Annotated in this window: 1 protein-coding gene; it reads left to right on the top strand. The window is 38.7% G+C overall.

All coding sequences use genetic code 11. From position 1 onward, the window contains the following. Nucleotides 1–1431, top strand: a 1431-nt coding sequence (gene ciaB / locus WBM70_RS09205) for an invasion protein CiaB (protein ID WP_424558215.1), incomplete at its 5' end; no start/stop codon positions are given. Nucleotides 1432–1719 lie beyond the last annotated feature (288 nt).

Below are 1719 nucleotides of genomic sequence, written 5' to 3'. Positions count from 1 at the left end.
GTGATGTTAAGTGTATGGCAGAGCCACTGGACACATCACATTATTCACAGTGTAAACCTTGAACTCTCCGAACTTTTTAATGGGGATGATGCCAAAGTCTTTGAGATGCTTCAGAGTGAGTCTTTGCTTGACAGAGATGAAAGCGGAGCTGTAGGAGATAGATCTTACTCTGTACTGAAAAAAGAGGATACGGGGTATAAAAGTGTTGCCTATGCAGAAGCATTTTCTGAGGAAGTGACACAGGTTACTATTGCACTTGAGCAGCTTATTTCACTCTTGAATCAGCATGAAGATGATGTCTTTGATCAAAAAGCAGAATGGATAGCCTATTTTACAGCGCTAAAAGTCGCTTTTGCACATACTAAAACCGATGAACTTATAGGTAAATGGGCAGAAGTAGATAGACGTTGGATGGCTGTGACGACACCATTACAGGTAGGCCATCCGTTAGAGTATTATGAAGATCACTATAGAAAAGCCGTAGCATTAGAATGGGATCTACGTATTGTCAATCCTCAATTACAAGAAGGTTCAAGTACGCGTAACAACATTAAACTTTTTGCCTATGAAATGGCAAAAGATTTTGGTGAAGAAGCATTGCATACGATGAGTAAGAATCTTTTGCAGGTTGATGAAACCCAACTCTATATAGGTCAACCCGTCCTTTACTACGGAGCAGAATTCAATGGGCTTTTCTCGGCACAAGTAGTGCCAAATGATGAACAGGTTTCAGCAGAGCTTGGCAAGAAGATCTTTGCTTATGCAGACTTTGTCATGGAGTCTAAAAAATCTAAACCCATTATGAAACTTTCAGTTGAAACCATGGGTGAAGATTTTGTGAAGACACAAAGAGAGCTTATAGATACAGATCCTAAGCTATGGCAAGAGATCTATGATATCTCTACGGTGGGACATGAGTATGGCCATATCCTTTGGATAGATGCAGACACGGAAAACAAGATGAACGGCTCCGGGCAGTTTAAAAACATTGAAGAGTTTAAAGCCACATCAGGCGGTTTGATGGCATTTTTCCATAATGAAGGTGAAGAACTTAAACATCACATTGTCAATGACCTGGTTTCCCGTGCAGTGGGCCTCATGGCATGGCGTGAAGTCGGTGAAGTGTTGCCGTATTATTGTGAAGGATTGATCCATCTTGATATTCTCTTTAGCTCTGGCGTCATTACCTATGATGGACAGATAAACATAGACTACAGTAAATATGATGAGATGAAAAGAACCTATCAAAATGCATACAAAAAGTTAGCAGAAACCTACCTTTCTAAGGTAGATGCATCTGTCTATTTGAATACGTATGCGAGTAAAGAGGAGGGCATATATTTACCTGTAAAAGAGGAGATAAGATCTTTTGTAGAGTACTATTATGCAAGATATAAAGAGATCGGTCAGCAAACAATCACCCTGGGGTAAGGATAAAATTATCCACAAGGGTACATATTTTTTTAAAAGTAATATGGGAATGCAATTTCTGTCTTTAAGGCAATAGAGAGTAAATTATAAAAGAGGTTCTATTTCTCTTATAATTATATATAAAAGGATGACCATGGCACAACTTTTTTCAGATGAATGGCTCAATGCACTTAAAGATGCATGGAATGCAACTCCGGAGGTTTGTGAAAAACTGGCAGAAATTAATTTTGACTCAGTGATCACATGTGGATTTAAAGATGATGAGAAGCCATTGTGTGTATTTGTAGT

The organism is Sulfurovum sp., from assembly GCF_049668085.1.
GTDB lineage: Bacteria > Campylobacterota > Campylobacteria > Campylobacterales > Sulfurovaceae > Sulfurovum.
Note: the sequence above shows the minus strand (reverse complement) of the source record. Positions and strands in the feature narration are given on the sequence as shown.